The sequence below is a fragment of the Streptomyces hiroshimensis genome (assembly GCF_014650335.1).
GTDB lineage: Bacteria > Actinomycetota > Actinomycetes > Streptomycetales > Streptomycetaceae > Streptomyces > Streptomyces hiroshimensis.
This window is the reverse complement of the sequence record NZ_BMUT01000002.1, coordinates 516143-542624: the sequence shown is the minus strand read 5'-3', so window position 1 is coordinate 542624 and position 26482 is coordinate 516143. Positions and strand designations below refer to the sequence as shown.

Here is a 26482-nt window from a genome sequence, read left to right as displayed (position 1 = left end):
CAGTGCTTCAGGCCCCTTCGGCGGCCTCGGCCCGTCGCCGGGCGTCGGCATATATGTCGATCTTGTAGTCCAGTACCTCGAGGGTGCTGCGCAGCTCCGCGATGCGTGAGCGGACGTCCTCGCGGTGCGCGGTCAGCAGCCGTTCCCGCTCGGCCAGCGTGTGCTCGCCCTCGCGGACGAGCCGTGCGTAGCGCACCATGTCGGCCACCGGCATGCCGGTCAGGCGCAGCCGCCCCACCAGGTCCAGCCAGTCCAGGTCCCGGTCCGTGTAGCGGCGCTGGCCGGTGTGCGAGCGGTCCACGTGCGGCATCAGCCCGATCCGCTCGTACCAGCGCAGCGTGTGGACCGACAGGCCTGTGCAGCCCGCCACTTCACTGATCGTGTAGCGGTCGCGCCCCACCGGGCGGCCGTGGCGCTGCTGTTCCAGCACGGTGCACACGGCGGCCGGCGGTGCGGTGTCCAAGACGGCCGGTTCGGTGTCCAAGACGGTCATCGAGCTTCCCCCTGTTCGCGGGCGTTCGCAGTCGTTGCCCTTGCGATGACCACAACGCTAGAGAGTTCGAGTGCACTCCAGGCAAGCGAAGACTTGGGGGAATCTTGGCGGGACCGGCCGGGCGGCGGGGCCGGGATAGGCTCGGAGCCATGGAGAGCCTGCGGATGATCGAGAACTGGCCGGTGGACACCGCTGCGGCGGCGGTCGTACGGGCCGACGGCACGACGGCGGGCGCGCACGGCCCGGTGGAGCACCGCTTCCCGCTGGCCTCCGTCACCAAACCGCTCGCCGCCTACGCCGCGCTCGTCGCCGTCGAGGAGGGCGCGGTCGAGCTGGACGAGCCGGCCGGTCCCGCGGGCTCGACGGTCCGCCACCTCCTCGCCCACACCTCCGGGCTCGCCTTCGACGAGCACCGGGCGATGGCCGAGCCGGGCACGCGGCGGCTGTACTCCAACGCCGGCTTCGAGGTGCTCGGCGACCACATCGCCAAGGCCACGGACATCCCCTTCGCCGAGTACCTGCGGGAGGCGGTGCTGGAACCGCTGGGGATGACGGCGACGGACCTGCCCGGCTCGCCCGCCAAGGACGGCGTCTCGACCGTCGCCGACCTGGCGCGGTTCGCCGCGGAGCTGCAGGCGCCGCGGCTGCTCTCGCAGGAGACCGTGGCCGAGGCGACATCGGTGGCCTTCCCCGGCCTCACCGGGATCCTGCCCGGCTACGGGCACCAGCGGCCCAACGACTGGGGCCTCGGCTTCGAGATCCGCGACGGCAAGTCCCCGCACTGGACGGGGGCGTCGTCCTCACCCCGTACGTACGGTCACTTCGGGCAGTCCGGCACGTTCCTGTGGGTGGACCCCGCCGCGGGCGCGGCGTGCGTCGCCCTGACGGACCGGGCGTTCGGGCCGTGGGCGATCGAGGTCTGGCCGGCTCTGACGGACGCGGTCCTGGCCGAGCTGCGCGCGGCCTGACCTTCATCAGCACGTCCTGGGTGATCGGGCGGGTGGGTGGGCGAAAGCCCGGCGCGAAGCGCCGGGTCACCCGAAGTGCGGCTCGGCGTGCATCTCCCAGGCCAGCAACTCCACCTCGGAGCCGACCGCCTCGACGGTCGCGTCTTCCGCATCGAGGATGCGAACCGAGTCCCCCTCACCCAGCTCCTCCCCGGCCAGCCGCAGGCACCCACGTGTGACGTGCACGTACAACCAGGGCGCCCCCGGCAGGGAACCCCGCTCGCCCGCGCGAAGCCGCCGCACGTGCAGCACCGCCTCCGCCCCCGGCAACACATACGACGCGTCGTCGGCGACGCCCCGCACCACCTCGTACGAGGGCTCCCCGCCGTACTCCGACGGGGTCAGCCACATCTGCACGAAGCGCAGCGGCACCGCGCCCTCGTTCCGCTCCGAGTGGTGGACGCCGGCGCCGGCGCTGAGCCGCTGCACGTCACCGGGCCGCACCAGCTCCACGTGGCCCGTGGAGTCCTCGTGCGTGAGCTCCCCCTCCACCACCCAGGTGACGATCTCGACATCGCGGTGCGGGTGCTCCGCGAACCCCGCGCCGGGGGCGAGCCGCTCCTCGTTGCAGGCGGCGAGCGGCCCGAACCGCACGTTGTCGGGGTCGTAGAAGCCGGAGAAGGAGAAGGCGTGCCAGGTCTCGATCCCGGCGTCCGGGTCCCCGCCGCGGAAGCGTTCACCGGCTCGCTGGACGGACCGCTGTACGTGCGTCATCGGGCTACGGTAGCCCGGCGACCCCGCACCGGACCCGAATAAGGCAGGCTTGTCCCCGTGCCTGAACCCGCCGCTAACACCCCGCATCCGCACAGCGCCACCCTCCGCCGCCTGGAGAAGTCATCCGGCACGCTGGCCGCCGCCGCCATCGCCCGCATGGATGCCCAGCTGCCGTGGTACCGGGCGATGCCCCCGGAGAACCGGTCGTGGATCGGCCTGGTCGCCCAGGCCGGCATCGCGGCCTTCACGGAGTGGTTCCGGCATCCGGAGACCCCGCAGGCCATCAGCACGGACGTGTTCGGCACGGCCCCGCGCGAGCTGACGCGGGCGATCACTTTGCGCCAGACGGTGGAGATGGTCCGCACGACCATCGAGGTCATGGAGTCGGCGATCGACGAGGTGGCGGCCCCCGGCGACGAGGGCGTGCTGCGGGAGGCGCTGCTCGTCTACGCCCGCGAGATCGCCTTCGCCACCGCACAGGTCTACGCGCAGGCCGCCGAGGCGCGGGGCGCGTGGGACGCCCGGCTGGAGTCGCTGGTGGTCAACGCGGTGCTCTCGGGGGAGGCGGACGAGGGCGCGCTGTCCCGGGCCGCGGCCCTCGGCTGGAGCGCCCCGGCGCACGTCAGCGTGGTGCTCGGCACCGCCCCGAACGGGGACAGCGAGCTGACGGTCGAGGCGATCCGGCGCGCGGCGCGGCACGCCAAGGTGCAGGTGCTCACGGGGGTGCTCGGCGACCGCCTGGTGGTGATCACAGGCGGCTCCGACAATCCGCTGCAGACGGCCAAGGCGCTGATCGGGCCGTTCGCGGCGGGCCCGGTGGTGGCCGGCCCGGTGGTGCCGGACCTGCTGTCGGCGACGCGCTCGGCGCAGGCCGCGGCGGCCGGTCTGAAGGCGTGCGCGGCCTGGCCGGACGCGCCCCGTCCGGTGATGGCGGACGATCTGCTGCCGGAGCGGGCGATGGCCGGGGATGCGACGGCGCGCGATCAGCTGGTGGAGGAGATCTACAGACCGCTCCAGGAAGCGGGCTCGGCGCTGCTGGAGACGCTGAGTGTCTACCTGGAGCAGGCGAGTAGTTTGGAAGGTGCGGCACGGATGCTGTTCGTGCATCCCAACACCGTGAGATACCGCCTCCGACGTGTGACGGACGTCACCGGGTGGTCACCCTCCGATGTCCGGTCGGCGTTCACGCTGCGGATCGCGCTCATCCTGGGGCGTCTGGCCGACACGGAGACGGCGCTTTAGCCTTTTGTCGAACGTCAACAATTCCCCTGACGGTTCTTGGTCCCCATCCCCACGGGTGGCCGGAGCCGTCCACGAGAGAGAGTGTGAGGGTGCTCGTACTCGTCGCTCCCGGCCAGGGCGCTCAGACGCCCGGCTTCCTGACCCCCTGGCTCGACCTCCCCGGTGTCGAAGACCGGCTCCGTGAGTGGTCCGCCGCCATCGACCTGGACCTGGTCCACTACGGCACGAAGGCCGATGCGGACGAGATCCGTGACACCGCCGTCGCCCAGCCGCTGCTGGTCGCCTCCGCGCTGGTCTCGGCCCGGCAGCTGTTCCCGGCGGCGGAGGACTTCGCCCGCCTGGTGGGTGCGGCCGCGGGCCACAGCGTGGGCGAGCTCGCCGCGGCGGCGCTGACCGGCGTGCTGCCGGAGCGCTCCGCCATGGAGCTGGTGCGCAAGCGCGGCCTGGCCATGGCCGAGGCCGCGGCCGTCACCGAGACCGGCATGTCCGCGCTGCTCGGCGGCGACCCCGAGGTCGTCCTGCCGCACCTGGAGAAGCTCGGCCTGACCCCCGCCAACGTCAACGGCGCGGGCCAGATCGTGGCCGCCGGCACCGCCGCGCAGCTCGCCGCGCTGGCCGAGGACAAGCCCGAGGGCACCCGCAAGGTCGTGGCGCTGAAGGTCGCGGGCGCGTTCCACACGCACCACATGGCGCCTGCCGTGTCGGCCCTGGAGGCCGCCGTGCAGGAGCTGTCCCCCGCCGAGCCGCACACCCGCTACGTCTCGAACAAGGACGGCGGCGTCGTCGCCTCGGGCGCGGAGATCGTGCAGCGGCTGGTCGGCCAGGTGGCCAACCCGGTCCGCTGGGACCTGTGCATGGAGACCTTCAAGGAGCTCGGCGTCACGGACCTGATCGAGGTGGCCCCCGGCGGCACCCTGACCGGTCTGGCCAAGCGCGCCCTGCCCGGCGTGAAGACCCTGGCCCTGAAGTCGCCGGCCGACCTCGACGCAGCCCGTGAGCTGATCGCCGAGCACGCCGCACCCGCCGGGTCCCCGGCCGAATAAGGAGCCTCAGAGCATGACCTCGAAGATCAAGCCGAGCAAGGGCGCCCCGTACGCCCGCATTCTCGGCGTGGGCGGCTACCGCCCCACCCGGGTGGTGCCGAACGAGGAGATCCTGAAGTACATCGACTCCTCGGACGAGTGGATCCGCTCCCGCTCCGGCATCGCGACCCGCCACTGGGCCGGTCCGGAGGAGACGGTGTCCGCGATGTCGGTCGAGGCGGCCGGCAAGGCCATCGCCGACGCGGGCATCACCCCGGAGCAGATCGGTGCCGTGGTCGTCTCGACGGTCTCGCACTTCCACCAGACCCCGGCCGTCGCGACCGAGATCGCGCACAAGATCGGCGCGGGCAAGCCGGCCGCCTTCGACATCTCGGCGGGCTGCGCGGGCTTCGGCTACGGGCTGACGCTCGCCAAGGGCCTGGTCGTCGAGGGCTCGGCGGAGCACGTTCTGGTGATCGGCGTCGAGCGGCTGTCGGACCTGACCGACCTGGAGGACCGCGCGACGGCCTTCCTCTTCGGCGACGGCGCGGGCGCCGTGGTCGTCGGCCCCTCCGACGAGCCGGCCATAGGCCCGACGGTGTGGGGTTCCGAGGGCGACAAGTCGCACACCATCAAGCAGACCCTGGGGTGGGACGCCTACCGCACCACCCCTGTTCCCGGCGGTGACGGCCCCGAGGCCCGCAAGGCCCTCGACGAGCTCCGTTTCCCGGCCATCACGCAGGAGGGCCAGGCGGTCTTCCGCTGGGCCGTCTTCGAGATGGCGAAGGTCGCCCAGCAGGCGCTGGACGACGCCGGGGTCAGCGCCGAGGACCTGGACGTCTTCATCCCGCACCAGGCCAACATGCGGATCATCGACTCGATGGTCAAGACCCTCAAGCTGCCGGAGAGCGTCACGGTCGCCCGTGACGTGGAGACCACGGGCAACACGTCCGCGGCCTCCATTCCGCTGGCCATGGAGCGGCTCCTGGCCACCGGCGCGGCGAAGAGCGGGGACACCGCGCTCGTCATCGGTTTCGGGGCGGGTCTCGTCTACGCCGCCACGGTCGTTACCCTCCCCTAGGCGAGATCCGCGCGGCCCGGCCCGGCCGCGTCGCGCGGAACTCACCGCCAGCAGTTCCTTACCACGCAGTTTCACGCACAAATAGAAGGAGCGCCGCACATGGCCGCCACCCAGGAAGAGATCCTCAAGGGCCTCGCCGACATCGTCAACGAGATCGCCGGCATCCCGGTCGAGGACGTCAAGCTGGACAAGTCCTTCACCGACGACCTGGACGTCGACTCGCTGTCCATGGTCGAGGTCGTCGTCGCCGCCGAAGAGGCCTTCGACGTCAAGATCCCCGACGAGGACGTCAAGAACCTCAAGACCGTCGGCGACGCCGCGGAATACATCCTGAAGCACCAGGACTGACCGAAGCGTTCGTCGCCACCCCAGCGGTGGCGGTTTCACCAGCACCTCTACACGTGGAGACAGAATTCCTGTGAGCTCGACCAATCGCACCGTGGTCGTCACCGGTATCGGCGCAACCACACCGCTGGGTGGCGACAGCGCGACGACCTGGGAGGCTCTGCTCGCCGGCCGGTCCGGCGTCAAGCCCCTCGAGGGTGAGCGCTTCGCCGACCTTCCGGTCCGCATCGCCGCTTCCGCGGCGGTGGACCCCGGTGATGTCCTGCCCCGCCCGCTCGCCCGCAAGCTGGACCGCTCGGCGCAGTTCGCGCTGATCGCGGCCCGTGAGGCCTGGGCCGACGCGGGCTACACCGCCATGGCCGGCGAGGACTCGTCCATCGCCCCCGAGCGCCTCGGCACCGTCATCGCCTCCGGCATCGGCGGCGTGACCACCCTGCTCGACCAGTACGACGTGCTCAAGGAGAAGGGCGTCCGCCGCGTCTCCCCGCACACCGTGCCCATGCTCATGCCGAACAGCCCCTCGGCCAACGTCGGCCTGGAGGTGAACGCCCAGGCGGGCGTGCACACCCCGGTCAGCGCCTGCGCCTCCGGCGCCGAGGCCATCGGCTACGCCGTCGAGATGATCCGCAGCGGCCGTGCCGACGTGGTCGTCGCCGGCGGCACCGAGGCGGCGATCCACCCGCTGCCCATCACCGCCTTCGCCAACATGATGGCGATGTCCAAGAACAACGAGGAGCCCGAGAAGGCCTCCCGCCCGTACGACAAGGCCCGCGACGGCTTCGTCCTGGGCGAGGGCGCCGGCGTCGTGATCCTGGAGTCGGCCGAGCACGCCGCCCGCCGCGGCGCGCGCGTCTACTGCGAGGTGCTGGGCCAGGGCCTGTCCGCGGACAGCCACCACATCGCCCAGCCCGAGCCGACGGGCCGCGGCATCGCCGCCGCGCTGCAGAGCCTGCTCGACAGCACCGACCTCAAGCCGTCGGAGGTCGTGCACCTCAACGCGCACGCCACGTCCACCCCGCAGGGTGACGCGGCCGAGATCAAGGCCCTGCGCAAGGTCCTCGGCGACGACCTCGACCACGTCGCGGTCTCCGCGACCAAGTCGATGACCGGCCACCTGCTGGGCGGCGCGGGCGGCATCGAGACGGTCATGACCGTCCTCGCCCTGCACACCCGCACGGCCCCGCCGACCATCAACGTCGACGACCTGGACGAGGACATCGACGCGGACATCGTCCGCGACGTGCCGCGTGCCCTGCCCGCCGAGGGCCCGATCGCCGCGATCAACAACTCGTTCGGCTTCGGCGGCCACAACGTGGTCCTGGCCCTGCGCTCGGTCTGACCGCAGCGCTCCGCCTGACGGCAGCGGCCCGCCCCGGGGATTCCGGGGGCGGGCCGCTGCCGTTTCCGTACCCGTGACGGGCGCCCGCGCTAGCGGCCCGGGGAGGGAGTGGGGTCCGGGGCCGCGGCGGCGGCCGGGCGGTCCTCGTAGAGCTCGTCGTTCTCCTCGTCGGCCTTGTCCATGAGGTAGAGCACGAACATCAGACCGCCGGCGGCCATGACGGTGGCAACACCGCCCAGGATCGTGCCGGCCAGGGCCATCCCCTGGTTCGTCGCCTCGCCGCGCCGGACCAGGCGGAGCGCGAAGAAGCCGAGGACCAGGGCGGTCAGCCCGAGCGGGGCCGACAGGAAGAAGAGGAAGGGGATGAGCCCGATGACCGCGCCGCAGATGCCGACGCTCATCGCCGCGATGCCCAGGCCGTTGCGCGGCTGCGGGGGCGGGTAGGGCGGGTAGTACGCCCCGGGGTAGCCGTGGTGGTGCCCGGGCATGGTCATGCGTGCGTCGTCCTTCGGTCGCGGGTGGGGAACGAATCACCCTATCCAGCCCGTGACCGGCCCTTTACACCAGCTCCCCCGTCAAGGGGCATCGAAGGACGCGTAGTACGAAGCCGCCATGTCCTCCTCGCCGTGGCCCTGTTCGACGGCCCGGTGGAAGCGCTCGGCGCCCGCGGCCGCCACGTCCATCCGCACCCCGGCCTGCTCCCCCGCGGCGACGATGAGCCGGGCGTCCTTCTCGGCCGTCGCGGTGGCGAAGCTGGGGGTGAGGTCGCCGCCGAGGATCAGCGCGGCCTTGGCGCGCAGATAGCCCATGTCGAGCGGGCCCCCGGCGACGGCGTCCAGGAAGCCGGCCGGGTCCACGCCGAGGCCCTTCGCCAGGGCGAGCGCCTCGGCCGTGCCGTGGGTGACGGCCAGCACCCAGCTGTTGATGACGAGCTTGAGCCGGGTGGCCGTGCCACCCGCGGCGTCGTCGCCGAGCCACACCGTCCGGCTGCCGACGGCGGCGAAGACCGGTTCCAGGGCCTTTCGCACCCCTTCCGGCCCGGCGGCCAGGACGGTCAGCTTCCCTTCCTCCGCGGGCTGCCTGGTGCCGAGGACGGGGGCGTCGACGAGGGCGAGCCCGTGCTCGCCCGCGAAGGCGGCGAGGCCCTCGAAGCCCTCCAGGCCGACGGTGCCGGACTGGGCCCAGACCGTGCCGGGCCGCAGGGCGGGGGCGGCGGCGCCCATCGCGGCGAGCGTCGCCGGGCCGTCGTAGAGCACGGTCAGGACGACGTCGGCGGTGCGGACGGCGTCGGCGGGCGTGCCGGCGATCCGCACACCGTCGGCGGCGAGGGGCTCGGCCTTGTCCCGGCTGCGGTTCCAGGCGGTGACGGAGAGCCCGGCGCGGGCGAGGTTACGGGCCATGGCGGCGCCCATGATGCCGGTGCCGAGGACGGCGACGGCCGGTGTGCTCGTTTCGGTCATGCCCCGACGCTAGAGGCTGGAGCGCACTCCAGGGCAAACGTCCGCATGCCCGGCCGTTGCCGCTTCAGACCACCTGGTGCAGCCAGCGGACGGGCGCGCCCTCGCCGGCGTAGCGGAAGGGCTCCAGCTCGTCGTCCCAGGGCTTGCCGAGGAGCTTGGCGACCTCGGCCTCCAGCTGCGTCTCGCCCCGGGCGGCGCGGGCGAGGGCCGCCCGCAGCCGGTCCTCGGGGACGAGGATGTCGCCGTGGATGCCGGTGACCGCGTGGAAGATGCCGAGGTCGGGGGTGGAGCTGTAGCGCTCGCCCTCCGCCGTGGCGCACGGCTCGGCGGTCACCTCGAAGCGCAGGAGGTGCCAGCCGCGCAGCGCGGAGGCGAGCTTGGAGGCGGTGCCGACCTGGCCCTGCCACGAGAATTCGGCACGCCAGGTGCCGGGCGAGGCGGGTTGCCGGATCCAGTCGAGGGTGACCCGCACACCGAGCACGCCCGCGACCGCCCATTCGACGTGCGGGCACAGCGCGCGCGGCGCGGAGTGCACATACAGAACTCCACGTGTCGTCACCGGGACCTCCAGTGCGGTTCGAGGTTCGCCTTCCCCAGCGGCCTCGCACCCGTACCGGTCCCGCCTGGGACAGCGTGAAACATTCTGCCCCAATGGCCACTCCCGCACCAGCTCGCGAGGTTACCAACAGTAAACACCATCGGGAGCATTTCTCCTGAAAGGGACAGGATGTGACGTGTCGTATTTCAGTTGTGCCGGAAGCGCAAAGCCGCCCCGGGGCCCGGCACGACCGCCCCGGGGAAAAGCTACCGTGCGAACGGACCCGCGCGGTGACGTACCGTCGGACCCGAACAGATATCACCCGGCCGGAGGGGAAAAAGCGATGCGCCGCAGCACGGTGCGGAAGGTGCGCGCAGCCGCCAGGGCGGTCGTCGCAACGGTCTCCGCCTTCTCGGCGGCCCTGCTCGTCACGGGCTGTGACAGCGGCGGAGGGGACACCTCCGCGGGAAAGCCGAGCGCCTCGCCCGCCGCCCCCGCATGGAATACCCGCCCGGAGTCCATCGCCTCGCTGGGCGACTCCATTACGCGCGGATTCGACGCCTGCTCGGTGATGAAGGACTGCCCGGAGGTCTCCTGGGCCACGGGCACCCGGGTCGACAGCGTCGCCCGGAAACTGCTGGCCTCGCCGCAGACCAGCAGCTGGAATTACGCGCGGACGGGCGCCAGGATGGCCGATCTCCCGGCCCAGATGCAGTCCGCGATCGCCCACAAGCCGCAGCTGGTGACCGTCCTCCTGGGCGCCAATGACGCGTGCCGCACCGATGTGGCCGACATGACCCCGGCGGCCTCCTTCCGCGCGGACTTCGAGGCCGCGGTGAAGAACCTGCGCACGTCCCTGCCGAAGTCCCAGCTGTACGTGGCCAGCGTGCCCGACCTGCAGCGTCTGTGGTCGCAGGGCCGCACGAACGGCTGGGCCAAGACCGTCTGGAAGCTGGGCATCTGCCCCTCGATGCTCAAGGACTCCGAGTCCGCCGACCCGGCGACGGAGCAGCGCCGCGCCCAGGTCGTCAAGCGGGTCGCCGAGTACAACGCGATCCTGAAGGACGTCTGCGGCCGGGATGCGCTGTGCCGCTACGACGGCACGGTCCACGGCTACGACTTCACGGGCGAGGCGCTCAGTCAGTGGGACTGGTTCCACCCGAGCAAGAAGGGCCAGGGGGAGCTGGCGGCGCTGGCCTACCGGACCATCACCGCGGAGAAGCCCCCGGCCTGAGGCCGGGCCGGAAGACGGCTCGGGGCGGGACCTGTCAGGTGGCCCCGCCCCGGTCAGGCACGGTCGTGCGGACTGCGCGCGGCGCGGACATACGTACCCTCGCTCCGGACATCCGGCACCGCGTGCACACGCACCACGCGCCCCCGGCTCTGGCCAAAGCCATGCCCGGGCGGGCGTCCGCGCCTGCTCATCAGCACGGTATCCGATGAACACACCTTACTCATAAGCAAGTTCACCCCTGCGCGGGTCAACTTCCGTCCCCGGCGGGCACCGACAGGCGCCGGCAGGCACGCAGACGTCGGCCAAGCTTTACCTATCGTCATCCCGGAGGCGTTCCCGAGGCCGCCCGCGTCCCGTGTCCGACCGGTACGGTCTGGCCATGACGGAAATCGACCCGCAGCGCACCGCCCTCGTCCTCGTCGACCTGATGGAGCGCATCGTGGCGCTCCCCCTCGCTCCGCGCAGCGGGGACGAAGTGGTCCGTACGGCGGAGGAGTTGGCGCGGTCGTTCCGGAAGTCCGGGGGCACGGTGGTCGTCGTGCGCACCGAGCGGCCCGGGGTGGCGGAGCAGCCGCCGGGGAGCGGGCTGCTCGCGGGGTTCGCCGAGGAGGGCGACGTCGAGGTGGTGAAGCGGTCGGTCGGCGCCTTCCACGGCACGGACCTGGACGCACGGCTGCGCGAGCGCGGCGTGCGGACGCTGGTCCTCGGCGGGATCGCCACCAACCTGGGCGTGGAGTCGACGGCCCGCGCGGCCGCCGACCACGGCTACGGGCTGGTGTTCGCCGAAGATGCGATGAGCGCGCTGACGGCGGAGGAGCACCGGGCGTCGGTGGCGCTGGACATGCCGCGCCTGGGCACGGTGACCACGGCCGCGGACTTGCGGTTCCCTGCGTAGTCGGCCGACTACGGGTCGCGGGTGACTGGTCGCACAGTTCCCCGCGCCCCTTGCCGGGCGCACCCCGGCAGGCCCGCTCAGGCGCCCGGTTCCAGCATCCGGCGCAGCAGGTCCCGCAGGACCCCGCGCTCCTCGGCCGAGAGGCCGGCCAGCGGCTCACGGGCGAAGTCCAGCGACTCGCTCAGGCGGCCGGCGGTGTCGAGGCCGGCCGGGGTGGCCGCCGCGAGCTTGATGCGGCGGTCGTCGGGGTCGGGGCGCCGCTCGACCAGGCCGCGCGCCTCCAGGCGGTCGACGATGCCGGTGACGTTGGACGGCTCGCACTTGAGGAGCTGGGCGATGCGGCGCATCGGCAGGGGCTCGCGCGCGAGCAGGGCGAGGACCTTGGCCTGGGCGCCGGTGAGCGCGTGCTTGGCCGCCGCCTCCTCGTACTCCTCGTGATAGCGGGCCACGACGGCCGCGATGAGATCGACGACCTCACGGGTCAGGGCATCGGTTCGGGGGACCATGACTCCAGGTTAGCGCGTTGCTTGACAACATGAAATATCGAGGAGCATGGTTGTTTCAGTTGCTTAACCTTTTGCTTGACCATCAGGAGGTCGCGTTCCATGTCCGTCACGCCCACCACCAGCCGTGAATGGCACCTCGTCGCCCGCCCGCACGGCTGGCCGAAGCCCGAGGACTTCGCGCTGCGCGAGGCCGCCGTGGCCGAGCCCGGCGAGGGGCAGATCCTGGTGCGCAACATCCACATGTCGGTGGACCCGTACATGCGCGGCCGGATGAACGACGTCCGCTCCTACGTCCCGCCCTTCGAGCTCGACCGGCCCATGGAGGGCGGCGCCGTCGGCGAGGTCGTCGCCTCGCGCAGCGACGCCTTCAAGCCGGGCGACCACGTCCTGCACAGCCTCGGCTGGCGGGAGTACGCCCTGGTCGAGGCCGCGCACGCGGTCAAGGTCGACCAGGAGCTCGCGCCGCTGTCCACCTACCTCGGCGTGCTCGGCATGCCGGGCCTGACCGCCTACGCGGGCCTGCTGGAGGTCGCCTCCTTCAAGGAGGGCGACGCCGTCTTCGTCTCCGGCGCCGCGGGCGCGGTCGGCCTCCAGGTCGGCCAGATCGCCCGGCTCAAGGGCGCCTCGCGCGTCGTCGGCAGCGCGGGCACGGACGAGAAGGTCAAGGCCCTCGTCGAGGAGTACGGCTTCGACGCCGCCTTCAACTACAAGAAGGGCCCGGTCGCCGAGCAGCTCAAGCAGGTCGCGCCCGACGGCATCGACGTCTACTTCGACAACGTCGGCGGCGAGCACCTGGAGGCCGCGATCGGTGCGCTCAAGCTGCACGGCCGCGCCACGCTCTGCGGCGCCATCGCCGGCTACAACGACACCGTGCCCCAGCCCGGCCCGCACAACATGATCTCGATCATCGGCAAGCGGCTGCGCCTGCAGGGCATGATCGTCCGCGACCACCAGGCGCTGCAGCCGCAGTTCGTCCAGGAGGTCGGCGGCTGGGTGCGCTCCGGCGAGCTCAAGTACCGCGAGACGGTCGTCAACGGCGTCGAGAACGCCGTGGACGCATTCCTGGGCATGCTGCGCGGCGAGAACACCGGCAAGATGATCGTGACGTTCTGATCCGGGGCCGCACCTGCGGCGGGAGGGGGCGCGGAGGCCCGCGCCCATGATCCCGCCGCCGCGGATACCCTTCCCGCCATGCGAGATCTCATGGCGGGACTGACGTACCTCGGCAAGGGCCAGCGCTGGGTGGCGCGCAACCGGCGGCAGTGGGGCTTCGGCCTGCTGCCCGGGCTCATCACCCTCGTCGGCTACGCGGCGGCCGTCGTCTGCCTCGCCCTGTACGCGGACGACGCCGTCGCCTGGGCCACGCCCTTCGCCGACGGCTGGTCCTCCCCCTGGGCCGGCCTGCTCCGGGGCGGGCTGACCGTCCTCCTCTTCGGCGGCGGCCTGCTGCTGGCCCTCATCTCCTTCACCGCCGTGACCCTGCTGGTCGGCCAGCCCTTCTACGAGGAGCTGTCCGAGCGCGTCGACCGCTCCGAGGGCGGCGACGTCCCCGAGTCCGGGCTGCCGCTCTGGCGCGAGCTGTGGATCGCGGCCCGCGAGAGCCTCGCGGTGCTCGTGCGCGTCGCCGTCTGGGGCGTCCTGCTCTTCGCTCTGGGCTTCGTGCCCGTCGTCGGGCAGACCGTGATCCCGGCCCTCGGCTTCTGCGTCTCCGGCTACTTCCTCGCCGAGGAGCTCACCGCCGTCGCCCTGCAGCGCCGCGGCGTGCCGCTGCGCGAGCGGCTGCGGCTGCTGCGCTCCCGCAAGCTGCTCGCGCTGGGCTTCGGGGTGCCGCTGACCCTGCTCTTCCTGGTGCCGGTCGTGGCGGTGTTCGTGATGCCGGGCGCGGTCGCCGGTGCGACGCTGCTCGTCCGGGACCTCATGGGGGAAGGGGCCGCGGAGGACACCTCCGACGGCCCCCGGGCACAGGACGAGAGCGCCCTCAGCTGAGGGACAGCCCGGCCGTCACCAGCTCCGCCTCCGTGTCCGCGCCCTCCGCGAGGACGGTGCCGTCCGGCGCCCACACCGCGCTGAGGCCGCAGGCGTCGTACGGGCCCGACGGGCCGCAGTGGTTGGCCAGCAGGACGTGGAGGCCGTGGGCCTTCGCCAGCGCGGGGAAGATCTCCATCCGCTCCTGCGCGCCGCCGCCCCGCCCGTACAGCGAGCCGGCGAGCAGCACACTGCACCCGTCGGCGGCGGCGCGGGCCGCGCACTCGGGAAAGTGGGCGTCGTAGCAGATGACGTGCGCGAAGCGGACGCCGTCCAGCGTGAAGCGGCCCTCGCCCGTCCCCGCCGCGAAGCCCGCGGCCCGCTCCGTGTCCGTGACGTGCACCTTGTCGTAGCGGGTGAGGAGGGCGCCGTCCGGGCCGTAGACGTAGCTGCTGATGGTCGGGCCCGCACCGCTCCGGCCGGCGCAGTTGACCACGGCCGCGACGCCCGCCGTGCGGCACGCGTCCCGCACAGGGGCGAGCCGGGGGTCGTCGGGGTCCATGACCAGCCGGTCCGCGCCGGCCACGATCGCGTCCAGCTCGTAGCCGGTGGCGGCGAGCTCGGCGAAGACGACGAGCGCGGCGCCGCGCTCCCCCGCCTCGGTGACGAACGCGGCCATCCGGGCCGCGTTCGCCTCGATGTCGCACGGCTGGGCGGTGAACTGGGCTGCAGCGATGATCATCCGCCCATCATGGCGTCCGGCCCGCCGCGACGGCCACCGCTGTGACCGACCGCACCTGCGCGACGATCGCGAGCCGGTTGCGTACGAACTCGGGGTCGGTGACCGTGCCGGTCGCCGGATCGGTGTTGCCCTGGCCGAACTGCAGCACCGGGGTGTGCAGGTGCCCGCCCGGCACGCGCAGGCCCACCGCGTCGCGCAGCAGGGTGGCCCGGTAGGCGATCTCGTTGGAGAGGTAGTCGCCCCCGCCGCCCGCGCGGGCGGTGGAGCCCGGGGTCGGCCCGTCCGGCCGGTCGACCGGCTCGTCGGCACCTGCTGGGATCTCCGTGACCTCGGTGTTGTCGTGCACGGGGAACGGCCCGGTGGCGGCCGCGGCGATCGCCGCGTACGGCAGGCTGGTCGTCGTCCACTGCGGCTGCGGGTGCACGGTGGGGACGCCGGGCGGCACGGGCACGGTCTCCGTGCGGGAGACGTTCGCGTTGTCCGGGTAGCCGCCGCGCCAGGCGCCGTTGGTGCGCTCGACGTCGAAGCGGCCGGGGCGGCCCTGGCTGATGGTGGTGAAGACGTCCACCCGGCGCGGGCCCGGCAGGAAGTGCGGCAGCAGCGTGCGCTCCACCGTGCCCTCGGCGAAGTCCGCCCAGCGGACGGGGAAGACGGCGGCCTCGATGCGCGCCGGGCCGGCCGGCGTGTCGATCGTCGTGCCGTCCAGGGCGAGCGCGGCCGCACCCGAGGGGTTGGAGCGGCGGGGGTCCGCGTCGAGCTGGAACGGGTCGAAGCCGGTGATGAGGACGCGCTTGACCTGCTCGCCGGCCGGGAGGTCGACGGAGTCCTGGCCGCGCGAGGAGCGCTCGACGCGGCCGGTGAGCTCCGCGCGCTGCGGCCCGGACAGCCGGAAGGCAGGCTTCCATTCCCGCAGGGCGCGGGTCATGCCGAGCCGCGCCCAGTACAGCGGGCGGTCGTCGTCCCGGCTGAGGTCCCCGGCGCGCTCCGGGCCGGGCCCGCGGCCCTGCGCCCGGTCCACGGCCCGCCGCCACAGCCGCTGCCCCTCGGCGGTCGCGAGCCGCTGCGCCTGCGGCAGGGTGCGCGTACGGGCGAGGGCGGCGGCGAAGTCCGGGGCCGCGTCCGCGAAGCCGCCGCGGCGCAGGATCTCCTGCGGCACGGGGCCGGACAGGCGCTGCTCCTCGGTGGTGAGGGCGGTGAGGGCGGTGGGAGCGGGCGCCGGGGCGGCGGTGGCGGGCGGGACGGCCACGGCGGCGGTTGCGGTGGTGGCGGTGGCGGCGAGAAGGGCGGCGCCGAGCGCCGCACCGAGGGGTATTCCGCCAAGTCTCAAGGGATTCATGAGCCGGAAGGTATCCACTGCGCCTGGTCGTACGATAGAGGGGTGTCAACTCCCTTATGAGACAGTGGATTTCAAGCCACAATGAGGCATGAACACCGTGCAGCACATTGCGGCTCCCCTGTTCGATCCCGGTAGCGGTCAAGGTGCCCGGCAGTTCGCCGAGTTAGGGCTCGCGCTGCTGTTCTCCTCGCTCATCGGCCTGGAGCGCGAGTTACAGCAGAAGAGCGCCGGGCTGCGCACCCACACCCTCGTCGGGGTGGGCAGCGCCCTGTTCATGGAGGTCTCGATCCACGGCTTCGGCGCCGTGGCCGACCTCGTCGGCGCCCGCCAGGACCCCTCGCGCGTGGCCGCCCAGATCGTCTCCGGCATCGGCTTCATCGGCGGCGGCCTGATCTTCGTGCGCCGCGACGCCGTGCGCGGCCTGACGACGGCGGCCACGATATGGCTGACCTGCGCGCTCGGCATGGCCTGCGGCGGGGGCCTGCCGCTGCTCGGCGCCGCCGCGACGCTGGTGCACTTCCTGGTGGTCCGCGGCTTCCCCGTGATCACCCGGCGCATGGCCCTCGTGCCGGGCGACCGCGTCGAGCTGCACCTGGCGTACCGCACCCGCAAGGGGCTGCTGCCGCGGGTGCTGGAGCTGTGCACGAAGCGCGGCTTCCGGGTCACGGACGTGCACATCGAGCCGGAGCAGGCGGCGGCGACACCGGACGGCCGCGAGAAGGGCAAGCCCAAGGAGACGGGCGTCGTGCTGAGCCTGGAGGGCAAGGGACCGGCCTACCCGATCGTGGAGGAGCTGACGTACTGGGACGGGATCATCGGGGTCGGGCTGCGGGCGCACCAGGACGCCGGGGAGTAGCCCCGTGCGACCTGCGCCGACGGGCGATTGTCAGTGGCGGGTGTCACGCTGGCTTCGCAAAGGATCCGCGAAGGGAGATCGCTTCCATGATCACCACCGACTTTGTCCCCGGCTCCCCCTCCTGGCTCGACCTCGGCGCGCCCGACGTCCCGGCCGCGACCGCCTTCTACGGCTCGGTGTTCGGCTGGGAGTTCCGGTCCGAGGGCGGGGAAGCGAGTGACTACGGCGTCTTCCGGCTGGACGGCAAGTCCGTCGCCGGCATCGGCCCGCTCACCGAGGAAGGCGCCCGCTCCGCCTGGATGATCTATTTCGGGACCTCCGATGCGGACGCCACGGCCGAGGCCGTCGAGCGCGCGGGCGGCACGGTGCGGGTGGCGCCGATGGGCCCCGCCGAGGGCGAGGGCCGGATGGCCCAGTTCACCGATCCCCAGGGCGGCCAGTTCGCCGTCTTCCAGCCCGGGACGTACCGCGGCCTGGAGGCGGCCGACACCCCGGGCACCCTGTCCTGGACCGAGCTGTACACCACCGACGCGGCGGCGGCGAAGGAGTTCTACGGCGCGGCCCTCGGCTGGACGGCGGAGGACACGCCGCTCCCGGGCGGCGGAGGGACGTATGTGCTGCTCACCCCGGCGGGGCGGGACAAGGAGTTCATGCACGGCGGCCTGATGCAGCTCCCCTCCGAGCACCTCGCCCTGAACGGCGGCCGCCCGTACTGGCACCCGGTCTTCGCCACCGCGGACTGCGATGCGACGGTCGCGAAGGTCGTCGAGGGCGGCGGCACGGTGCAGATGGGCCCGGAGAACGCGAAGGGCGTCGGCCGGCTGGCCGTCTGCCTGGACCCGGCGGGGGCGGACTTCGTGGTGCTGCAGCCGGAGCCCGAGGGCTCGGACGGCTGAGGGCCGGGCCGGGGTCAAGGTCAGGGCCATGGCCAGGGCGGCCGGAGAAAGGGCTCGCGCGGACCGTACGGGCATGGGCATGATCACCGGATGACGTGGACAGCACCCGAGGTCACCCGCCCCGCCGGATCGCTCGCGGCCGGCGAACGCACCCTGCTCACCGGCCTGCTCGCCTGGCACCGCAGCACCCTGCTGCACAAGTGCGCGGGCCTGACCGGTGAGCAGCTGGCCGAGCGGAGCGTGCCGCCGTCGGACCTGTCGCTGCTGGGGCTGATCCGCCACATGGCGAAGGTCGAGCGCATCTGGTTCCGCGAGCGGTTCGCCGGACAGGACCTGCCCCGGCTCTACGCCACGGAGGAGAACGGGAACGCCGACTTCGAGGGCGGGGACCCGGCCCGTGCCGCCGCGTACTACGCGTGCCTGCTGGAGGAGCAGCGGCTGGCCGACGAGGCGGTCGCGGGGGCGTCCCTGGACGACACGTTCACCGTCGACGGCGAGATGTGTTCGCTCCGCTTCGTCCACCTCCACCTCATCGGCGAGTACGCCCGCCACAACGGGCACGCGGACCTGCTGCGGGAGCGGGTGGACGGCGTCACCGGCGGCTGAGCGGGGAGGGGCGGAGGGCCGGGGGTGGCCCCGCCGGGTGGGGCAGTGACCCGGCGGGGCCACGGGGTGGGGCAGTGACCCGGCGGGGCCGCCCGGGCGGTCTGCCCGGGCGGGGCCGCCGCCTCAGCCGAGGGCGCCGTCGGCCAGGGCGAGGGTGAATCCGTTGTTGATGACGAAGTGGTGGGCGTGGTTGAACGTTTGGGTGCCACGGCCGAGTTCGGTCTCATCGGAGGGGTGGAAGAGACCGCTGACCGTGGCGCCCTCACCCGCTTCGCGCACCCTGTTCCCGAGCGTCGGCACGAACGTCCTGGCTTCGGTCAGCCGGGTCACGGCGCCGGTGTTCCAGGTGATCTTGTCGCTGGTCGTGGTCTCCACGATGTCGTCGGAGACGGTGGGCAGGCCCGTCATGCTGATGACCGCGGAGGTGAGCTCGGGGTGACCGGGAGCCCTGCAGTCGCTGAGCGTGCCGCTCCCGATCGCCGAGGCGTTGACGTCCATGGTGAAGCCGCCGCCGGTGCAGCGGACGAGCGTGAGTTGCTGGGCCGATGCGGCGGTGCTGCCGAAGGTCCCGAGCCCGAGCGTGAGTGCCCCGGCGAGTGCGGCCGCGCCGGCCGTCAGCCGGCGCTGCGTGGATGAGAACATGCCGTCCTCCTTCGTTTCGAGGGGCAGCCCGGCAAGACGGCATTCCGGAAGCCCCTGTTGGAGGGAGGGTGCGCACCATCCTGCCCAGAGTGTGCTCGCGTCAGCAGCAGTTACGGAATCACCCGTTCAGGTGAAGCTCGCGGCGGCGCCCCGCTCCGGGCGCACTGGACGGAGCGGGGCGCCTTTCAGGGTGGACCGGACCACCGGGTGGATCAGGGGATCAGGGGACGTTCAGCGAGAGCGCGTAGACGCCGAGGCTGAAGGTCCTGATGACACCGGTCTGGGACGACGTACCCACGCCCGAGTCGGCCAGGCGGGACGGGTGGAAGAGCCCGCCGCTGGTGGAGCCCGAACCCTGCTCGGCCGTGCGCCCCGGGAAGTTCACGAACGTCCGGGTGACGGGGTTGAGCGTGGTGCTCTGGCCGGTGTTGTAGGTGAGCCGGTCCGCCGTCCTGGTCTGCACCACGCTGCCCGAGCCGGCCGCCGAACCCGCCAGCTGCAGCGTGGCCGAGTTGATCAGCGGCTGACCCGCCGCCGAGCATCTCAGGTTGCCGAACCCCGAGACCACACCCGTCGAGGTGTTGACCTGCACCGTGAGGTTGCCCGCGCAACTCAGCACCGCAGCCATCGTGTCACCGTCCGCCGCGGTGGCGGTCGTGACACCCAGCCCGAGCGTGAGCGCACCGGCGGCGGCAGCCGCAGCGGCGGCCACGCGGCGGGTGGCGGATGAGAACATGGGTCCTCCTTCACTTCGCTGCGATCCCGGCGGAACAGCGGCCGGGAGCTTCGGTGGAGGAGGCGCGCGCCGCCCTGCTTCAGAGTCTGCTCTCGTCAACTCCCGGCCGGAATCGCCCGTTCGGGCGACTATGTCCGGATCGGAAACGCCTGTGACCAGCGCGAAGTGTGCCGTCTCACGTCAACTTCAGTGACGCACCAGCCGGTCCGCCGACCACGCCGCGAAGGTGAGCAGGCCCGCCGTCAGCACGGCTGCCACGGACGCCACATCGGCCACGGCACCCCCGTCGAGCCCCCGTCCCAGCGCCTTGTGCAGGGCGATCCCCAGACCGCCCACCGTCACCAGCGGCCCCGCCGCGTACCAGCCGAGGAAGAGGAACACGCCGGGGTCGCCCATCGGCGTGCTGATGCCGGTGGCCATCAGGTGCGTACGGGCCGGGCCCCGGCACGCCGCGAAGACCGCCGCCGCCGCGAACGGCACCGCGCACACCGGCATCAGCAGCAACGCCCAGGGCGCACCCGACACCGCGAACGGCACCGCCGCGAGCAGCGCCGTCAAGGCGCCCAGCACCGCCGGCACCACCGCGTGCTGGAGCATCAGCGTGCGGAAACGGAACGGGGACCAGGCCGCGCGCCGCACGTCGTCCGTCTCCAGCCGGGCCGGTTCGGCGAGCGCACCCACGCCGACGTAGCCGAGCAGCAGCGCGGCCACGAGGCAGATCACCCGCTCCGGACCGCCGAACTGCATCCCCAGGGCGGCCGCCGCCGTGGCACACACCACCCACATCAGGGCCTTCGCCGGGCGCGCGGGCGCCCTCAGCAGCGACAGCAGGTCCCGCCACACCACCACGAGATACTTGCTGCGCGGGCGCGGCAGCCGGACCCGGCGGGTGCTGCCGGTGCCCGTGGCGTCCGCCAGGGCCAGCTTGGCGGCCCGCAGCTCCACCGAGTACATCACCGAGGAGACCGTCTGGGCGGTCGCCGCACGCCGCCGCAGGTGGGTGGTGGGCACGCGCGCGGCGTCCCGGTTCCCCTGGACCAGACCCGCGGCCGCCAGCAGCGCCAGCAGGACCACCGCGACGGGCCAGGCGGGCGCGTGCCCGCCGGTCACGGCGACGACGGGCTGGGCGGCCCAGCCCCACGGCCCGGACCACAGCTCCGCCTGCTCCAGCACCGCGATCCGGTGCCCGTACGCCGCGGCCGCGACCTGTCCGGCGAGCAGCATCAGCACGAGGACGGCCAGGGGCGAGAAGCGGCGTACGAGGCGCGCGAGCCCGGCCCGGTGCTCCACCGCCATGCCGACCGCGACGGCCAGCAGCGGCAGGCACAGCGCGGCCGGCAGCAGCGCGAGCAGCGCTCCACCGAGCGGGGCGAGGTCCATGACGCGCAGGACGACGGCCGCGGCGGCGGCCACCACCAGCGCCGGGACGACCGACACTCCGGCCGACAGCCGGAACCACGGGCGCAGGACGGCGGCGCGGCGCACGGGATGCGCGAGCAGCCAGCCGACCGAGGGGGCGGGGACGACGACGGGGCCGCGCCACAGGGCGTCGCGCGCGGCGAGCAGGGCCAGGGCCGCGGTCAGGAGCGTGAACAGGGCCGGGAGCGTGTCCTGGACGCGCTCGCCGAGGCCGCCGTAGCCGGCGCCCAGGCGGGCCCGCTGCAGGAAGTGGAGGGCGTAGCTGCTGCCGTAGACGGCGACGACGAGCACGATCGAGTAGAGGTAGACGGCGAGGTCGCGGCCCTTCTGCCGGCGGTGGGCCTTGCGCTTCTCGCGCAGCCAGGCCAGCGTCTCGGCGGTGCGGTCGTCCTCCTCCTCGGTCCACGTGGGCTCGTCGGCGTCGATACCTCTGCCGGTGTCGGTACCTCTGTCAGTGTCGGTACCTCTGTCAGTGTCGGCGGCCGGGACCCCGCCCGGTGCCTCGCCGCTCATCCGCGCAACCCCAGCGCGCCCAGGACCTCCGCAGGCGGGCCCTCGGCGATCACCCGGCCGTCCTCCAGGGCGATCATCCGGTCCGCGACGGACTCCGCCAGGTCGGCCTGGTGGGTCGCCAGCAGGACGGCCACGCCGTCGCGCTTCTCGCCGTTCAGCAGCTCCGCGAGGCGGATGCGGGCGTCCGGGTCGAGCCGCTGCTCGGGCTCGTCAAGGATGAGCAGGTCGCGGGGGCGGACGAGCGCGGCGGCCAGCAGCAGGGACTGCAGCTGGCCGGAGGAGAGCGAGCCGGGCAGCGCCTGCGCGTGGTCGGACAGCCGGCGGTCGGCGAGCACGTGGTCGATCCAGGCTCCGGCGTCCTCCACGGCGTGGGCGACGGTGACGAGTTCGAGGTGCTCGCGCACGGTCAGGTCCGGGTAGGTGGCCACGGTGTCGCCCACGACCGCGACCCTGGCCCGTACCTCCGGGTCGTCCTCGGAGATCTTGCGGCCCGCGAACTGCGCGGTGCCGCCGGTGGGCTCGTCCCGGCCGACGGCGATGCGCAGCAGCGTGGACTTGCCCGATCCGTTGTGGCCGAAGAGGGCGGTGCAGCTCCCCGGCTCCAGGTCGAGGTCGAGCGGGTGCAGGGCCTTTCGCTCCCCGTAGGTGCGGCTGATCCCGCGCAGCCGCAGCAGCGGGGCCGGGCTGCCGCTCCGCGGGGCCTTCGAGCCGGACATCAGAAGCCTCCGTACGCCGGTGATCACTCGCCTCGACCTTAATGAGCGGGCGGTGCCCGGTCCGCCGCCGGGTGCGCGACCATGGCCTTCATGAACCCGGCCACCGACTCCTTCGGCCCCCTCGGCTTCCAGCTCGTCCTGCTGCGGCGGATGGCCGACCACCAGCCCGGCCTGGTCGAGGAGGCCCTGCGCGAGCTCGGCGTCGGGCGGGGCGAGATGCGGGAGGCCAACCGCCGCTGGCAGGCCATGGTGCACTCCCCCGGGCGGCGCGGGGCCGGCGCGCGCTACCGCTCGGTGCTCGGGCCGCCCGAGGCCACCGGCGAGCGGCGCGTCGGCGACCTGACGTTCGAGGCGGCGACGTGGCGGCTGCCGCTCTGGCCCGGCCTGCGGTTCGAGGTGCTGGCGGCGCCCGGCGGCGCCGTCTGGAACGAGTGGCTGATCCGCGCCCCGGGTGTGCCGGGCCCCGACCTGCGGACCGTGGAGGACCTGAAGCCCTGGTCGTGCACCGTGGACGAGGTGGCGCGCGCCTTCGCCCCCGCCCGGCCGCTGGAGGGCACGGCCCCCACCCGCTGGCGGCTCGCCTTCACGGCGCCGGACACCGCCGGTGAGCGGCGCGAGTACGTGGCCGAGTTCACGTGGGGGCTCCTGCAACGGTTCGTATAGGACGAACCGTCGGTACGAGGATGGTGGTCAGTGCTTCAAACCTGAACCGTCCTCATCCTTTGGGGGGAGACAGAACTGGCCGTTCACCCGAGGCCCCGGGCCCCGGCCGGTACCTAGCGTGGACGCGTACCACGACCGGATCCCCCACACCGGACGGAAACCCCATGCTTCGCAGGCTTCGCAGGCCCTCTTCCGTACCCACCCTCATGGCGGCCCTGATCCTGCCCGCAGCGCTCGCCGCCGTCCTGCTCACCGCCTGCTCGTCCGGCACGACCGGCAGCACGGCCGCCAGCGGCACCCCGGCCTCGGCGCAGGAGCCCGCCCGCGTCTCGATCCCGTCCATCGGCGTGGACAGCGCGCTGCTGCGGCTCGGCAGGAACGGCGACGGCACCGTGCAGGTGCCGCCGCCGGAGAAGGGCGGGACGGCCGGCTGGTACACGGGCGGGGCGATGCCCGGCGAGCCCGGCGCCGCCGTCCTCATCGGCCACGGCGACACCCGCGAGGGCAAGGCCGTCTTCCACGACCTCGGCAAGGTGGACGAGGGGACCGCCGTCGTCGTCCGGCGGGGCGACGGCAAGGTGCTGCGCTTCTCCGTCACCGGGAAGGAGACGGTCGACAAGTCCGCCTTCCCGACACAGAAGGTCTACGGGGAGACGAAGGAGCGGGTGCTGCGCCTGGTCACCTGCACGGGCGACCTCGACGCGGACGGGCACCCGGCGCGGAACCTGATCGTCTACGCGGCCCTGACGACGTAACGCCGTAGGCAGGGCCGCGGAGCGCGAAAAGGCAAAGGGGGGCCAGGGGTCAGATCAGCTCGGCCGTCAGCGTGATCGTCGTACCCGTGAGGGCCTGGCTGACGGGGCAGTTCTTCTTGGCGCCCTCGGCGGCCTCCTGGAAGGCGTCCGCGTCCAGGCCCGGCACCTCGCCGCGCACGGTGAGGTGGATGCCGGTGATGCCCTCGCCCGGCTGGAACGTGACGTCGGCCTTCGTCTCCAGGCGGGCGGGCGGGTTGCCCGCGCCCGTCAGGCCGTGCGAGAGGGCCATGGAGAAGCAGCTGGAGTGCGCGGCCGCGATCAGCTCCTCCGGGCTGGTCTTGCCGTTGGCCTGCTCGGCGCGCGACGGCCACGACACCGGCTGCGAGCCGATGCCGGACGAGTCGAAGCTGACGGTGCCGCTGCCCGTGAGCAGCTCACCTTCCCAGACGGTGTGCGCGGTGCGGGTGGTAGCCACGGATGCGTCCTCCAGTCACTGTTCGGTTCTCGGGGATCACAGCTTATGGGCTCGGGCCCGGGCCGGGCCCCGTGGTGCGCCCGGCACGGCGCGAAGCGGCGTGCCGGATCAGGCCGACGGCAGGTTCCAGGCCGCGAGCGCGGGGCGGCCGTGCTCGGTGCCGATCCGGCTGAGGGTGGCGGTGTCCAGGCGGAAGAGCGCGCCCGCGGCGGGCGGCAGGCCGAGCCTGCGGGCGGTCAGCACGCGCAGGAAGTGACCGTGCGCCACCAGCACCACGTCGCCCTCGTCCCCGTGCTCCCCGTCCAGCCAGGGCGTGATGCGCGCGAGGACGCGGTCGGCGCGGGCGCCGACCTCCTCCGGCGTCTCCCCCGGGTGCTCCGGCGGCCCGGGGACGACCCCGTCGTCCCACAGGTACCAGTCCGGCCGGGTGCGGTGGATCTCCGCGGTCGTCACGCCCTCGTAGCCGCCGTAGTCCCACTCGTGGAGGTCGGGGTCGACCTCGGCGCCGTCCAGCCCGGCGAGCTCGGCCGTGCGCAGCGCCCGCTTCATGGGGCTCACCAGGATCTTCCCGACCGTACGGCCCGCGAGCAGCGGCCGCAGGGCCTCCGCCTGGCGCTCACCGCGGCCGGTCAGGGCCACGTCCGTGAAGCCGGTGTGCCGTCCGTCACGGCTCCACTCGGTCTCGCCGTGCCGGACCAGCAGCAGCTCACTCACCGGTGGGCTGCCCCTCGCCCTGCGCCGGCTGCCCGGCCTTCGCCTGCTCCTCGGCGACGGAGGCGCGCACCTCGTCCATGTCGAGCGCGCGGGCCTGCTTGATGACGTCCTCCAGGGCGGCCTCCGGCAGCGCGCCCGGCTGTGCGTAGATCGCGATGTTGTCCCGCACGACCATCAGCGTGGGGATCGACCGGATGTCGAACGCGGCCGCCAGCTCGGGCTGGGCCTCGGTGTCGACCTTGGCGAAGACCAGGTCCCCGTGGCGCTCCGCGGCCCCTTCGTACACCGGCGCGAACTGCCGGCAGGGGCCGCACCACGACGCCCAGAAGTCGATGAGGACGAATCCGTTGCCGGAGACGATCTCGTCGAAGTTGTCCTTGGTGAGCTCCACCGTGCTGCTGCTCATGCGTCGCTACCTGCTTCCGCTGTGCGTCGGGTGACCGTCGGACCGGCCCAGCAGCGCCAACAGGATGAAGCCGGACCGTATTCCGCCGCATACCCGCGCCGGGACGGGGCAGACGGACGGCGTGGCCGAAGACGTACGGCGCCCGGCCCCCGACAGCACGAAGCCCCGCCGGGTCGTTCCTGTCCGGAACCGGGCGGGGCATCGAAAACGCTGGTCGCATCGTTTCTGCACCAACGTCACGCGTGTGGGGCGGGTGGGACTCGAACCCACGGCCGACGGATTATGAGTCCGCTGCTCTAACCGGCTGAGCTACCGCCCCGTTCACGGCGCGTCGCGCACATCTGTGCGCGCCGTCTGCCGCAGCATAGCCGCTCATACGATCTGCTGCCCCTGAGGGGGCGTATTGCGTGACCGACCTGACCATGAGGACTTCGATCACGCCGGGACGGTTCCCTCCGGAACCCTTGAAGATACGAAAAAGGACCCCCGAAGGGGTCCTCGATCGCTTGCTCCTCCGACTGGACTCGAACCAGTAACCTGCCGGTTAACAGCCGGCTGCTCTGCCAATTGAGCTACAGAGGATCGCGCTCCCCCGACTGGACTCGAACCAGTAACCTGCCGGTTAACAGCCGGCTGCTCTGCCAATTGAGCTACAGGGGATTGCTGCGTTTGCCACGAATGCTGTGCCGTCCGGACGTCCGGGCGGCGTGCGCTCGCTGCGAGACATACATTAGCGCAAGCAGGGGGGTGCTCCGCCAATCGGTTCCCCGGGAGTGACCTTCGCACCCGGCGGGTAGGCGGCGACCACAGCGTCCGAGGGAAGGGTGGAGCGGGATGCGCTACCGGCTGACGTTCATGATCGGGGCAGCCGTCGGGTACGTACTGGGCGCACGGGCCGGCCGCGAGCGGTACGAGCAGCTGCGCAAGGGCGCCCGGCAGATCGCCCAGAACCCCGCGGTCCGCAATACGGTCGAGTCCGCGGCCCAGAACGGCAGGGCCATGAGCTCCCGGGCCTTCGCGAAGGTGGGCGACCGGCTGCCGGATTCGGTGAGCGAGCGGGTGCGGTCGCTGCGCGAGCGGGGGCAGGGCTCCGAGGACGACTGGGGCACCAGTAACATCTGACCCGGCCGTAGGCCCCTGACCCGGCCGCCGTTGGGGCCGTTCGA

31 protein-coding genes and 3 tRNA genes are annotated in these 26482 nt (G+C 72.9%); 16 read left to right on the top strand and 18 right to left on the bottom strand.

Annotation, left to right across the window (positions count from 1 at the left end):
* Positions 1–7: 7 nt before the first annotated feature.
* On the bottom strand, positions 8–493 hold the full coding sequence (locus IE241_RS07780; RefSeq protein WP_190020863.1) for a MerR family transcriptional regulator: 486 nt from the start codon (positions 491–493) through the stop codon (positions 8–10).
* Positions 494–642: 149 nt separating this feature from the next.
* On the opposite strand from IE241_RS07780, the gene IE241_RS07775 reads away from it, so the two are divergent.
* Positions 643–1461, top strand: a complete 819-nt coding sequence (locus IE241_RS07775; protein WP_190020862.1) for a serine hydrolase domain-containing protein — start codon at positions 643–645, stop codon at positions 1459–1461.
* A 66-nt stretch (positions 1462–1527) separates the two neighbouring features.
* On the opposite strand, the gene IE241_RS07770 is transcribed toward IE241_RS07775, so the two are convergent.
* Positions 1528–2214, bottom strand: coding sequence for a pirin family protein (locus IE241_RS07770; RefSeq protein WP_190020861.1), 687 nt, complete (start codon positions 2212–2214; stop codon positions 1528–1530).
* Between the two features lie 57 nt (positions 2215–2271).
* Here IE241_RS07770 and IE241_RS07765 point away from each other — a divergent pair, with 57 nt between their 5' ends.
* The 5 genes from IE241_RS07765 (at position 2272) to fabF (ending at position 7243) form a co-directional block, all read left to right on the top strand.
* The gene (locus IE241_RS07765) at positions 2272–3456 is read left to right on the top strand and encodes a PucR family transcriptional regulator (protein ID WP_190020860.1); all 1185 of its coding nucleotides are present in this window, start codon (positions 2272–2274) and stop codon (positions 3454–3456) included.
* Positions 3457–3545: 89 nt separating this feature from the next.
* Positions 3546–4499 (top strand): ACP S-malonyltransferase, encoded by a 954-nt coding sequence (locus tag IE241_RS07760; protein WP_190020859.1) that lies wholly within the window; start codon positions 3546–3548, stop codon positions 4497–4499.
* Positions 4500–4512: 13 nt separating this feature from the next.
* A complete protein-coding gene (locus IE241_RS07755; protein WP_190020858.1) occupies positions 4513–5559 on the top strand; it encodes a ketoacyl-ACP synthase III in 1047 nt (348 codons plus the stop codon).
* 99 nt (positions 5560–5658) lie between these two features.
* Entirely contained in the window at positions 5659–5907 is a 249-nt protein-coding gene (locus IE241_RS07750) for an acyl carrier protein (RefSeq protein ID WP_190020857.1), read from the top strand.
* A 70-nt stretch (positions 5908–5977) separates the two neighbouring features.
* Complete coding sequence (gene fabF / locus IE241_RS07745; RefSeq protein WP_190020856.1) at positions 5978–7243, top strand: beta-ketoacyl-ACP synthase II; 1266 nt, start codon at positions 5978–5980, stop codon at positions 7241–7243.
* Positions 7244–7332: 89 nt separating this feature from the next.
* Here fabF and IE241_RS07740 read toward each other — a convergent pair whose 3' ends face one another.
* The 3 genes from IE241_RS07740 to IE241_RS07730 all read right to left on the bottom strand — a co-directional run bounded on the left by IE241_RS07740 (position 7333) and on the right by IE241_RS07730 (position 9262).
* The gene (locus IE241_RS07740; RefSeq protein WP_190020855.1) at positions 7333–7737 is read right to left on the bottom strand and encodes a DUF4190 domain-containing protein; all 405 of its coding nucleotides are present in this window, start codon (positions 7735–7737) and stop codon (positions 7333–7335) included.
* A gap of 81 nt (positions 7738–7818) precedes the next feature.
* On the bottom strand, positions 7819–8703 hold the full coding sequence (locus IE241_RS07735) for an NAD(P)-dependent oxidoreductase (RefSeq protein WP_190020854.1): 885 nt from the start codon (positions 8701–8703) through the stop codon (positions 7819–7821).
* A gap of 64 nt (positions 8704–8767) precedes the next feature.
* Positions 8768–9262 carry a DUF3145 domain-containing protein gene (locus IE241_RS07730; protein ID WP_190020853.1) on the bottom strand — a complete coding sequence of 165 codons (495 nt, stop codon included), beginning with the start codon at positions 9260–9262 and terminating at the stop codon, positions 8768–8770.
* Between the two features lie 322 nt (positions 9263–9584).
* Between IE241_RS07730 and IE241_RS07725 the strand changes: the two genes are divergently transcribed.
* Entirely contained in the window at positions 9585–10475 is an 891-nt protein-coding gene (locus tag IE241_RS07725; RefSeq protein WP_190020852.1) for an SGNH/GDSL hydrolase family protein, read from the top strand.
* Positions 10476–10854: 379 nt separating this feature from the next.
* On the top strand, positions 10855–11370 hold the full coding sequence (locus IE241_RS07720; protein ID WP_190020851.1) for an isochorismatase family protein: 516 nt from the start codon (positions 10855–10857) through the stop codon (positions 11368–11370).
* A gap of 77 nt (positions 11371–11447) precedes the next feature.
* Here IE241_RS07720 and IE241_RS07715 read toward each other — a convergent pair whose 3' ends face one another.
* On the bottom strand, positions 11448–11876 hold the full coding sequence (locus IE241_RS07715) for a MarR family winged helix-turn-helix transcriptional regulator (protein WP_190020850.1): 429 nt from the start codon (positions 11874–11876) through the stop codon (positions 11448–11450).
* Between the two features lie 99 nt (positions 11877–11975).
* Between IE241_RS07715 and IE241_RS07710 the strand changes: the two genes are divergently transcribed.
* Both IE241_RS07710 and IE241_RS07705 read left to right on the top strand, forming a co-directional pair.
* Entirely contained in the window at positions 11976–12989 is a 1014-nt protein-coding gene (locus IE241_RS07710; protein ID WP_190020849.1) for an NADP-dependent oxidoreductase, read from the top strand.
* A 78-nt stretch (positions 12990–13067) separates the two neighbouring features.
* A complete protein-coding gene (locus tag IE241_RS07705) occupies positions 13068–13862 on the top strand; it encodes an EI24 domain-containing protein (RefSeq protein WP_190020848.1) in 795 nt (264 codons plus the stop codon).
* Here the strand turns inward: IE241_RS07705 and IE241_RS07700 are convergent.
* Both IE241_RS07700 and IE241_RS07695 read right to left on the bottom strand, forming a co-directional pair.
* Entirely contained in the window at positions 13855–14583 is a 729-nt protein-coding gene (locus IE241_RS07700; protein WP_190020847.1) for a carbon-nitrogen hydrolase family protein, read from the bottom strand. The two genes, IE241_RS07705 and IE241_RS07700, sit on opposite strands and share 8 nt — an antisense overlap.
* Positions 14584–14590: 7 nt before the next feature.
* Entirely contained in the window at positions 14591–15919 is a 1329-nt protein-coding gene (locus tag IE241_RS07695) for a PA0049 C-terminal domain-containing protein (RefSeq protein ID WP_190020846.1), read from the bottom strand.
* Between the two features lie 88 nt (positions 15920–16007).
* Here IE241_RS07695 and IE241_RS07690 point away from each other — a divergent pair, with 88 nt between their 5' ends.
* From IE241_RS07690 to IE241_RS07680, 3 genes are all read left to right on the top strand, one after another.
* Entirely contained in the window at positions 16008–16775 is a 768-nt protein-coding gene (locus IE241_RS07690) for an MgtC/SapB family protein (RefSeq protein WP_190020845.1), read from the top strand.
* An 86-nt stretch (positions 16776–16861) separates the two neighbouring features.
* Entirely contained in the window at positions 16862–17671 is an 810-nt protein-coding gene (locus IE241_RS07685) for a VOC family protein (RefSeq protein ID WP_190020844.1), read from the top strand.
* Between the two features lie 90 nt (positions 17672–17761).
* Positions 17762–18277: a DinB family protein gene (locus IE241_RS07680; RefSeq protein WP_190020843.1), complete on the top strand. Its 516-nt coding sequence runs from the start codon at positions 17762–17764 to the stop codon at positions 18275–18277.
* 123 nt (positions 18278–18400) lie between these two features.
* Here IE241_RS07680 and IE241_RS07675 read toward each other — a convergent pair whose 3' ends face one another.
* The 4 genes from IE241_RS07675 to IE241_RS07660 all read right to left on the bottom strand — a co-directional run bounded on the left by IE241_RS07675 (position 18401) and on the right by IE241_RS07660 (position 22303).
* Positions 18401–18919: a hypothetical protein gene (locus IE241_RS07675; RefSeq protein ID WP_190020842.1), complete on the bottom strand. Its 519-nt coding sequence runs from the start codon at positions 18917–18919 to the stop codon at positions 18401–18403.
* A 220-nt stretch (positions 18920–19139) separates the two neighbouring features.
* Positions 19140–19655, bottom strand: a complete 516-nt coding sequence (locus tag IE241_RS07670; protein WP_190020841.1) for a hypothetical protein — start codon at positions 19653–19655, stop codon at positions 19140–19142.
* Between the two features lie 186 nt (positions 19656–19841).
* The gene (locus tag IE241_RS07665; RefSeq protein ID WP_190020840.1) at positions 19842–21587 is read right to left on the bottom strand and encodes a DUF6297 family protein; all 1746 of its coding nucleotides are present in this window, start codon (positions 21585–21587) and stop codon (positions 19842–19844) included.
* Positions 21584–22303 carry an ABC transporter ATP-binding protein gene (locus tag IE241_RS07660; RefSeq protein WP_190020839.1) on the bottom strand — a complete coding sequence of 240 codons (720 nt, stop codon included), beginning with the start codon at positions 22301–22303 and terminating at the stop codon, positions 21584–21586. Before IE241_RS07660 ends, IE241_RS07665 begins: the two co-directional genes overlap by 4 nt.
* 90 nt (positions 22304–22393) lie before the next feature.
* Here IE241_RS07660 and IE241_RS07655 point away from each other — a divergent pair, with 90 nt between their 5' ends.
* Both IE241_RS07655 and IE241_RS07650 read left to right on the top strand, forming a co-directional pair.
* Positions 22394–22966 (top strand): hypothetical protein, encoded by a 573-nt coding sequence (locus IE241_RS07655; protein ID WP_190020838.1) that lies wholly within the window; start codon positions 22394–22396, stop codon positions 22964–22966.
* Between the two features lie 164 nt (positions 22967–23130).
* Complete coding sequence (locus tag IE241_RS07650) at positions 23131–23721, top strand: class F sortase (RefSeq protein WP_190020837.1); 591 nt, start codon at positions 23131–23133, stop codon at positions 23719–23721.
* A 49-nt stretch (positions 23722–23770) separates the two neighbouring features.
* Here IE241_RS07650 and IE241_RS07645 read toward each other — a convergent pair whose 3' ends face one another.
* The 6 genes from IE241_RS07645 to IE241_RS07620 form a co-directional block, all read right to left on the bottom strand.
* On the bottom strand, positions 23771–24196 hold the full coding sequence (locus IE241_RS07645) for an OsmC family protein (RefSeq protein WP_190020836.1): 426 nt from the start codon (positions 24194–24196) through the stop codon (positions 23771–23773).
* Between the two features lie 108 nt (positions 24197–24304).
* Positions 24305–24910, bottom strand: coding sequence for a histidine phosphatase family protein (locus IE241_RS07640; protein WP_190020835.1), 606 nt, complete (start codon positions 24908–24910; stop codon positions 24305–24307).
* Positions 24903–25316, bottom strand: a complete 414-nt coding sequence (gene trxA / locus IE241_RS07635) for a thioredoxin (protein WP_190020834.1) — start codon at positions 25314–25316, stop codon at positions 24903–24905. The genes IE241_RS07640 and trxA overlap by 8 nt, the downstream gene beginning before the upstream one ends.
* A 245-nt stretch (positions 25317–25561) precedes the next feature.
* Positions 25562–25635, bottom strand: a tRNA-Ile gene (locus tag IE241_RS07630).
* A gap of 190 nt (positions 25636–25825) precedes the next feature.
* Positions 25826–25898: transfer RNA gene (locus tag IE241_RS07625), tRNA-Asn, on the bottom strand.
* Positions 25899–25903: 5 nt separating this feature from the next.
* Positions 25904–25976, bottom strand: a tRNA-Asn gene (locus IE241_RS07620).
* Between the two features lie 174 nt (positions 25977–26150).
* Here IE241_RS07620 and IE241_RS07615 point away from each other — a divergent pair.
* Complete coding sequence (locus tag IE241_RS07615) at positions 26151–26438, top strand: YtxH domain-containing protein (protein ID WP_190020833.1); 288 nt, start codon at positions 26151–26153, stop codon at positions 26436–26438.
* Positions 26439–26482 lie beyond the last annotated feature (44 nt).